9 protein-coding genes are annotated in these 9,599 nt (G+C 28.5%); all 9 read left to right on the top strand.

Annotated features, from left to right (window positions below; genetic code table 11):
* The first annotated feature begins 514 nt into the window (after positions 1-514).
* The 9 genes from BUB36_RS02250 to BUB36_RS19560 all read left to right on the top strand — a co-directional run bounded on the left by BUB36_RS02250 (position 515) and on the right by BUB36_RS19560 (position 9,428).
* On the top strand, positions 515-2,416 hold the full coding sequence (locus BUB36_RS02250) for a TIGR02556 family CRISPR-associated protein (protein ID WP_073146769.1): 1,902 nt from the start codon (positions 515-517) through the stop codon (positions 2,414-2,416).
* The gene (cas7b, locus tag BUB36_RS02255) at positions 2,409-3,299 is read left to right on the top strand and encodes a type I-B CRISPR-associated protein Cas7/Csh2 (RefSeq protein WP_073146770.1); all 891 of its coding nucleotides are present in this window, start codon (positions 2,409-2,411) and stop codon (positions 3,297-3,299) included. Before BUB36_RS02250 ends, cas7b begins: the two co-directional genes overlap by 8 nt.
* 5 nt (positions 3,300-3,304) lie before the next feature.
* Positions 3,305-4,054, top strand: coding sequence for a type I-B CRISPR-associated protein Cas5b (gene cas5b / locus BUB36_RS02260; protein ID WP_073146771.1), 750 nt, complete (start codon positions 3,305-3,307; stop codon positions 4,052-4,054).
* Positions 4,055-4,065: 11 nt separating this feature from the next.
* Positions 4,066-6,360, top strand: a complete 2,295-nt coding sequence (locus BUB36_RS02265; protein ID WP_073146772.1) for a CRISPR-associated helicase/endonuclease Cas3 — start codon at positions 4,066-4,068, stop codon at positions 6,358-6,360.
* A 44-nt stretch (positions 6,361-6,404) separates the two neighbouring features.
* On the top strand, positions 6,405-6,896 hold the full coding sequence (gene cas4 / locus BUB36_RS02270) for a CRISPR-associated protein Cas4 (protein WP_073146877.1): 492 nt from the start codon (positions 6,405-6,407) through the stop codon (positions 6,894-6,896).
* A gap of 12 nt (positions 6,897-6,908) precedes the next feature.
* Positions 6,909-7,904 carry a type I-B CRISPR-associated endonuclease Cas1b gene (gene cas1b / locus BUB36_RS02275; RefSeq protein ID WP_073146773.1) on the top strand — a complete coding sequence of 332 codons (996 nt, stop codon included), beginning with the start codon at positions 6,909-6,911 and terminating at the stop codon, positions 7,902-7,904.
* Between the two features lie 6 nt (positions 7,905-7,910).
* Positions 7,911-8,174, top strand: a complete 264-nt coding sequence (gene cas2, locus BUB36_RS02280; protein WP_073146774.1) for a CRISPR-associated endonuclease Cas2 — start codon at positions 7,911-7,913, stop codon at positions 8,172-8,174.
* 61 nt (positions 8,175-8,235) lie between these two features.
* Complete coding sequence (gene cas6, locus BUB36_RS02285) at positions 8,236-8,976, top strand: CRISPR-associated endoribonuclease Cas6 (RefSeq protein ID WP_073146775.1); 741 nt, start codon at positions 8,236-8,238, stop codon at positions 8,974-8,976.
* A gap of 254 nt (positions 8,977-9,230) precedes the next feature.
* Positions 9,231-9,428, top strand: a complete 198-nt coding sequence (locus BUB36_RS19560) for a hypothetical protein (RefSeq protein WP_165613014.1) — start codon at positions 9,231-9,233, stop codon at positions 9,426-9,428.
* The last annotated feature ends 171 nt before the right edge of the window (positions 9,429-9,599 follow it).

Raw genomic sequence — 9,599 nt, forward strand, 5'->3', positions numbered from 1 at the left:
GCCAATTTTTTCAAGAAAAGAACGAACTATTATTAACCCTGCATCTGAAGAAAGATTACCTCCACCGAAATCATATGAAAAACTTTTGTTGAAGTTAAGTGAATTTTGATGTAAACTTGTCATAGAAAGAACCTCTTTTCGTGATATAGTTTTTGTTTTAACGCTTTAACTTTAACACAAAATTAGGTTCTTTTCTTTATTTTTTTGTTATTTCACCCAATGGGTGCAAAGTCCAATTTGTTGGACTACTTGTTAATACTACGATTCAATCATTTTTGATGTTTTCTATGAATAATTCAGGCTAAGTTTAAGTTATAGATAAATTTTTTAAATTATATTCTAAAATCTCAAAAATATTACACAAAAATTAAGAAAAACAAAAATTTTTATCATATAGGATTTACATAGTAAAACTTAATTTGTACATGTACAAATACGCAGTGTTTTTGAACGTTTTGGACATGGATAAATTAAAGTCTTTATTTAAATTCCTATACATAAAGGAGGGGAAAAGGTGCAGGAGGGAATTTTACAAATAGGTAGGGCAGTTTATGATTCGGATAATTTTCTAAATAATATAATAAAAGATGTACAAATAAAAGATAGAAAGGGAAAACCTAGATACGTAATTCAGATTGATTTTAGTATCGAAAAAGATAAGATAGACATTAAATTATTTGGAGAAGTAACTAAAGATTCTTCACATGATTTACTTTGGATTGGAACAGCTGATGGCTCAAGTTCTCCACAGTGGTATACCACTGGAAATAAAACAGAGTATTTATTATCTCAAACCATACCTAATTTAATCAACTTAAATATACCAAATATAAGTAATAAGCTTAGATATATTCTAAATAATTTCTTTTGGGATTTTGGTAAACAGAAAGGAACAAAGGAAAGATATAGATATGTAGTTGATTTGAAAAAGATATCTAATGAGCTTAAAGCAAAAGATGAAATAGCTAAAGATGCCGATAATGACATAAAAAAAATTGTTAAAGTTATAGACAAGGAAGTCGCTAATTATATTAAAAGTAATTTAGGTATTACGAATAAGGAAGTTGCTTTATACTTTATAACAATAGACAATAGAAAAATAAGCGATATGGAAGAATACAGACAAAAAATAAAGGAAGAAAAACTTAAGGTTTATGAAAAGAGCGAAACTGGAAGCTGTTCATTATGTGGAGGGCAAGAGGGGTTAACATCAGATACTAGTAAGCTCAAGCTTAAATTTTACACAACTACGAATCTAAACTTCCCTTCTCAATTTTTAAAATCAAATTACAATAAAAATATGGTTATTTGTAAAGATTGTATGATTCAGCTTATGGCAGGAGAGCAGTATATTATCGATAATTTAAGTACATATCTTGGCAATATGCAGGTTTACTTGATACCTCATTTTTTATATACACCTGAAATAGACAAAGGAGATATGGATTATATATCTAAAGACTTGACAAATACCTTTAATACTGCAAAAAAAGTACAGGGAATCATTAAATTTGAAAGTGAAATTCTTAATACTTTTGAAGATTATTGTGAAGAAAATTATTACCTATTAAACATACTTTTTTATAAGATTGTTCAAAAAGCTGTTAAGGTGCAGAAGCTAATTAAAGATGTTCAGCCTTCAAGATTTAGGATTTTAATAGAAGAAGCTTCAAAAGTACAGGAAAGCTTTAAAAGTTTGATTTCTGATAAATTCAACACGCATTTTGGCTTAGAAAGCATCTATTATAGTATACCAATTAAGGTAAAACAAGGTGAAGTCAAGGAATATAGAAAGCTTTTAAATATATATAATGCAATATTTAAGAGGTTAAGAATTAATAAGAAATTAATTATAAAAAGTCAGATAGACTTATTTAAAGTACATTATTTTGAAAAACATAATCAGTATAATGTAAGGCCTGCTGCTATTCACTTTGCAATTATGCAATCTAATATGCTGATTAAATTTTTAGAAAATATAGGGTGCTTAGAGGAGGGAAGCGCAATGGAATTAAACAGCTTAAATATTGATGATGGCATCAAGGAATACATTAAGGAAATGAAATATAGCGAAAAAGAAACAGTACTATTTCTTTTAGGTTTATTAGTAGGAAAAGTAGGAAACAGGCAGTATAGCGATAGAAACGGTAAAAAACCAATATTAAACAAATTAAATTTTAATGGTATGGATTTAGCAAAGGTAAAAAGATTATCTTCTGAGATTGTCAATAAGCTAAGACAAAACAAAATACTAAGCTACAATGAAAAAATATATTCTGCACATAAACAGCTTTTTGACAAGCATATAAAAAATTGGGACTTGGACAAGTATGATAATCTTTACTACATTCTTTCTGGGTATTCCTATGCTACAATGAAGTCAATTTCAAAAGAAAGGGGAAATAAAAATGAATAATAGTGAAATTTTATTTTTATACGATGCTAAAATGGCAAATCCAAATGGCGATCCTGATGAGGAAAATAGACCTAGAATGGATTACGAAAGAGAGATAAACTTAGTTTCAGATTTAAGGCTTAAAAGATATATAAGAGATTATTTAGAAAATAAAGGAGAAAGAATATTTGTTACAAAGCTAGAGGATAAATCTGTAAAGCCTGAGAAAATTATAGATAAATTAAAAGTAGACTTAAACAAAAATAAACTTGAAAAAGAAGATATTCTTAATGCTTTAATTGATGTAAGACTGTTTGGCGCTACTATGCCGATAGAAGGAAATACAAGAACCTTTACGGGACCTGTTCAGTTTAATTGGGGCTATTCGTTAAATAAAGTTGAACTTGTTGAAGCGGCGATAACATCACATTTTTCAACAGATGAAAAAAATAATCAAGGAGCTATGGGTAGGGACTATAGAGTTAAATATTCATTTATAGCTTTTTCAGGAGTAATAAGTGGAAATAGAGCAAATCATACTTTGCTTAAAGAAGAGGACATAAAAAAATTAGATGCGGCTATTATTAAGGCAATACCTCAATTAGCAACTAGAAGTAAAGTAGGACAATATCCAAGGTTATATTTAAGAGTCGAATACAATGACAGCGAAACAATATTAGGAGATATGAGGAGCTTTATTAAATTAGATGAAAAAATTGATAATCCTAGGGATATATCAGAGGTGGCTTTGGATATTTCAAACCTTAAAGAACATCTTGTTAAAAATATAGAAAGAATTAAAAATATTTATTACTATGTTGATCATCAAATGAAATTAATAGATGGTGAAGAAAAGGAAATTGTAGAGATTTTTAAAGCTTTTGATTTGATAGAATTAAGGTGATATAAATGAATAAAGATATACTAATATTTGATATTGAAGGTTATGGAGCACATTTTAGAAAATTTTATACAAATTCATCATCTTTATCCTATGGAGTGCCTCCAAGAACAGTTATATCGGGGCTGATTGCAGGAATTTTAGGTAGAGAGAGAGATACATACTATGACGATTTTGCTAAAGAGAAAATCGATATAGCTGTCAAGAAAAATGTAAGGATAAGAAAGATTATGCAGACGCTGAATTACATGAAAATAACATCACCTAAACACTTTCAATTGCCTGAGGACCATACACAAATACCATTTGAAATTGTTCTTGCTGAAAAGGGAATGTTAAGTTACAGAATATATTTATCCCATAGGCAGAAAAGCTTTATTGACGAGTTGGAAGGAAGAATACGAGACCAAAAATATTATTATGCTCCTTTCCTTGGAACAGCAACCTTTTCTTGTAGTTTAAAATATGTTGATAGGATTACAGGAATAGAAGAGTTTAGCCAAGAGCCAATTGATATTTGTTCTTTAGTACCATTTAGCTCCATAGAAGACGGAGGTATACAGCTTTCAAGAATGGACATTTCAAAGCTTTTAATTATGAAAGAAAAAATGCCTTGTGAATTTACTGGAGCTAGAAATATAAAGACAGTTGAAGCATATGTTTATGATGAAAACTTAAATCCTTTATCAGTTCTACTCAAGTCAAGCTTTGTTAAGTTAAAGTACAATGAACATGAAGAAAATATAGTTTTTATGTAGTGGAGGATAATATGAAGTTTGAATCACATCCTGGTAAAAAGCTGATAACTCATTTAAATGAAGTAGAAGAATATGCAAAAACTTTTTTAAAAGAAGATACTGATACTAATAAAGCCTTAGAAATAATTTGCAGGTGCCATGATTTTGGGAAGTATACTACATACTTTCAACAACACTTATACGGGGAATTTGATGGTGAACTATCCTATCATGGATTTGTATCTGCTTTATTTGCAGCATTTATAGGGCTTGAAATGTTTGGAGATGATGTTTATCTTCCCCTAATTTTATACACTACAATTTTATATCATCATGGAAATCTTGAAAATGTGACCGATGCTTTACCATATAATATAAAATTTAACATGAATACATTAAGAAATGATTTAAAAGCCAAGCTACGAATTGTAGACAAACAATTAAATGATATGGATAATAATTTTGATTATATCTATAAAGAATTAAAAGAATTAAGCATACACGAATATTTTAAGAGCTTTATTGAACAGAGAGAATATGAAAGGATTTTAAGAAGGCTTTTTAAAATTGTAAGAAAAATAAATAGAAATAAAATAGATAAAGAAAAAATATATGTTAAACATCAATTACTTTATTCAGCACTAATAGATGCAGATAAATTAAGTGCTTCAAATACACCTTTGCCTAATTATAGGACAGAAACCTTTGAAAATTTATATAGTGTTTATAATAAAACCTTTAAGTCATCAAAAGGGAAATTAAGTGATATTAGATCAGAGGTTTTTAAAAAAATTCAAGAAAGCATATTAAAGGGGTATAAAGATAATAAATATTTTTCTATAACAGCTCCTACGGGAACGGGAAAAACCTTAGCGGGATTTTATGCAGCTAAAAAATTGTGTGAGTTATTAGATGACAATAGAAAAATAATATATGCTCTACCTTTTACATCAATAATAGACCAAAACTATTCGGTGATACAAAAGCTTCATAAAGAAGTAGATAATTTTAAAGAAAACTATAGCCAATATATAATAAAGCATCATCATTTATCTGATGTAGAATATAAAAGCAATAAAAAAGCTTATGATATAGATTCTTCAATATTATTGATGGAAGGTTGGCAAAGCTCAATTATAGTTACTACATTTATCCAATTTTTTGAAACGCTGATAGGCTATAAAAATAGGATGCTTAAAAAATTTCATAGTCTCAAAGGTGCTGTAATAATACTAGATGAGCTTCAAACTATAGATATAAAATACTGGAAACTGATTGACTATGCTTTGAAGAAGCTTTGTAATGAATTGGATTGTAGAATTATAACAATGACTGCTACAAGACCTATTATTTTACAAGATAGTTATGAGCTTCTTGATAATTTTGAGGAATATTTTAAAAGACTTGATAGAGTAAATTTGGTATTTGATAGAAAATCCATAACAATAGAAGAGTTTTGTAATACTTTTATTGAAGCAGTAGAAGATAAATCATATTTAATAATATGCAATACAATAAAGCAGTCCTTGAAAATATATGACAAATTGAAGGCTTTAGATAGAGAAGTGTTATATCTATCAACGAATTTAGTACCAAGACAAAGACGTAAAAGAATAAACAAAATACAAAAGATAATGGAATTAAAGCCTATAGTTATTTCAACACAGGTAGTAGAAGCTGGAGTAGACTTAGACTTTGATATAGTGTATAGGGACTTGGCTCCACTTGATTGTATAATACAAGCAGCTGGAAGATGCAATAGAAATGGTGAAAATAAGGGAGAAGTAAGAGTTATAAAAATGGTAAATGAAGGGAAAATATACAGCTCCTATGTATATGGAAAGCTATTGCCACAAATTACTGAGGAAATATTAGCAAAGTCTTATTTTAAGGAATCAGAATTTTTAGAGATTATCAAAGAATATTTCAAATCAGCATTGGAAAGGTCTAATTCAGTTGACGATTCTATTAAGTTTATTCAAGCTATGGAGAACCTTGAATTTGATAAAATTAAAGAATTTTCCCTTATAGAAAATAGACCCAATTATATCGATGTCTATTTTGAAGTAGATAAAAAGGCTAAGTGTATTTTTGAAAACTATAAAAAAAGAGTGCTAAAGGAAGATGATAAGAGTAAAAGATACAAAGCACTACTAAGATTAAAGCCCAAATTGAGAGAATATATCATATCCTTGCCAAAGGATTTCTACAGAGAATTTATTGAAGAAAAAAACATATTTAGAATGTCTATAGAGGATAGAGAGAGAACATATAAAGATGATATAGGTTTTAATAGAGAAGTTAAGAATGAAACCTTTATTTTATAAATTATAAATCAAAACTATATACAGGGGTGTTTTTAGTGAAGGATATGAAAGTCAACGGAACCCTAATTTGGTACTACTTCATATGCAAACGTGAAGTATGGCTTATGTCCCATCAACTAATACCAGATCAGGAAAATTCAAATATAGATATAGGAAGGTTTCTTCATGAAGAAAGCTATAAAAGAGATAAAAAGGAAATATCTTTAGGAAACATAATAATAGATGTTATGAAGAAAGAAAATGGGGAGCTTATAGTTGGAGAAGTAAAGAAATCTTCAAGATTTAAAGAAAGTGCAAGAATGCAGCTTCTATATTACCTAAAGGAATTAAAAGATAAAGGAATAGTAGCTAAGGGAGTATTGATGTTTCCTAAGGAGAAAGAGAGAGAGGAGATAGAGCTTACTAAAGAAGATGAAAAAGAATTGGATAAGGTAGTAAGAGATATATTGCGGATTATATACTTGGACAAGCCTCCTAAGGCAATTAAGAATAAATACTGCAAAAAATGTGCCTATAGCGAACTTTGCTTTTCATAGTGGGGTGATTAGGTGAAGAAGAACATATATGTATTTAATGAAGGTGAATTTAAAAGAAAAGATAATACTATATATTTTGAAACGGAAAAGGGCAAAAAATATCTTCCAATAGAAGATATAAATGATATATTAATTTTCGGAGAAGTAACACTGAACAAAAGATTCTTGGAATTTATGACAGACAAAAAGATTTGTCTACATTTCTTTAATACAATGTATGGATACTATAAAGGGACTTACTATCCTAGAGAACATCTAAACTCTGGATATATGATATTAAAGCAAGCAGAGTTTTATATGGATGAAAATAAGAGATTCGAAATTGCCAAGGCATTTGTTGAAGGAAGCTATAGAAATATTTCTCAGGTTTTAAATTATTATTACAAGAGAGAAAAAAATGTTGGAGATATATTGGAAAATATTATCAATTTATCTACTAAAATAGAAGGATGTAATGATATTTCTGAGCTTATGGGTATAGAAGGTAATATTCGTGACACATATTATAAAGCATTTGATGTTATTATAGAAAAGCCAGACTTTATATTCGAAGGTAGAAGTAAAAGACCCCCTAAAAATGAGCTTAATACTCTTATTAGCTTTGGGAATTCCTTACTTTATGTTCAAGTTCTTAGTGAAATCTATAAGACCCATCTCGATCCAAGGATAGGGTATCTTCATACAACAAATTTCAGAAGATTTACTTTAAATCTCGATATAGCTGAAATATTTAAGCCTATAATTGTAGATAGAATAATATTTAATCTTTTAGGAAAGAAGATGATAACTAAGAAGGATTTTGAAAAGGATATGGGTGGTATTTTACTTAAAGAGAAAGGTCGTAAAACCTTTGTACAAGAATTCGATGAAAAATTAAAAACTACAATAACCCATAGAGGTCTTGGTAGAAAGGTATCCTATCAAAGGCTTATAAGAATGGAGCTTTACAAGCTTCAAAAGCATTTGATGGAAGAAGAAAAATATATTCCATATGTATCAAGGTGGTAGGAAAATATGTTTGTGATTTTAGTCTATGATGTTAATACAAAGAGAGTGGCAAAGGTTTTAAAGACTGCAAGAAAATATTTATACTGGGTACAAAATTCAGTTTTAGAAGGAGATATAACTGAAGCAAATTTCACAAAATTAAAAGGTGAATTATTGAAAAAGATAAATCAAGAAGAAGATTCTGTGCTATTTTATACCTTTAGATCAAAAAATTATTCAAAGCGAGAAGAATACGGAGTTAAAAAAGGTGGAGAAGATAACTTTCTATAAATCATCACATGTAAGGATTTCTAAGTAAATCTTAATTTATATAAACGAAAGGAATAAATATATGAGACTAACATGCCAATTTGAATTTAAAGACAAATTAAAACTGCCAATTCACTATAATCATATGCTACAAGGACTAATATATAATAACCTAACCGATGAAGGCCTTAGAACTTTTTTACATGAAGTAGGGTTTAAAAACGGAAAACGAAGCTATAAGATGTTTACCTATTCAAGACTCCTAGGTAAATATCAAGTAGATAAAAAAGATAAAATCATAATATTTGAATCGCCAGTTAAATTACACATATCATCTTTAGTCGACGATTTTGTAAATGATCTAAGTACTTCATTGTTCAAATCCGAAAAATTATTTCTAGGTAATAAGGAAATGGAATTATCTAGCATTAATGCAGAATATCCCATATTTAAAGATAGATATGCAAAGATAGAAATGCTTTCTCCAATAGTAATATATAGCAGCATAAAATTAGATGGAAAAAATAAAACCGTATACTATTCACCTAAAGACAGTATTTTTTCAAAGAAGATTCAAGAAAACCTTATAAGGAAATATACAGCAATACATGGAAAAACTCCTGAAGATGATGAATTTACAATTGAGTATATAGGGGAAAAGGAACCAAGGAAAAGCGTTATTAGATACCATAAAACTATGATTAATGGATATAACGGAAGGTATCTAATAAAGGGAAATACTGAGCTTATAAGATTAGCCTATTTTGTAGGAATAGGCAGTAAAAACAGTCAAGGCTTTGGTTGCTTTAAATTGCAAAAATAGAAACTGTTTGATAGAATACAAATATGATATTGTATCTATATTAGAGAGTAAGTAAGCTTATATTTCTATAAAATAAATTTTTAGAAATGTAGAAGAGTTTAGGAGAGGTTAGGATGTATAGAATTTTTAAGGAAAGTTATCCGAACTTGATTAAAAGCCTTGATAAAGACGATGTAAGATATATATATATGCTAAGAACTTAGAGCTGTTACTTGACTTAGATAAGTATGGAAAACATAAAAATAATGGGATAGTTGAGCTTGAAAATAGGTAATTTAATTTACTACATACAGAAGAATATAAAAAAATTCCCTAGATTTAAATATTTTACATCTATCTTGACTTTATCAGGAGTAAATGTCTATAAAACTGAGATGCTATTAGATGCAATAGAATTGGAAGAAAGCACAAAAATGATGAATACTATAATACATTTGAATTATTGGATGTAATTTATAAATAATGATAAGTTGATACCCGTATATATAATATTTTAATGTCGTCGACCACCAATAGCGCAAAAACCCCAGGAGGTCGACGACATTTTAGTTTTTGGAACTATATAGTAATTACAATGATTATAAGATTTTATAAAAAAAAGAAGGATATTTTTGACTGATGTA

Origin of the sequence: Paramaledivibacter caminithermalis DSM 15212 (genome assembly GCF_900142245.1) — a bacterium.
In the GTDB taxonomy this organism is placed as follows: domain Bacteria; phylum Bacillota; class Clostridia; order Peptostreptococcales; family Caminicellaceae; genus Paramaledivibacter; species Paramaledivibacter caminithermalis.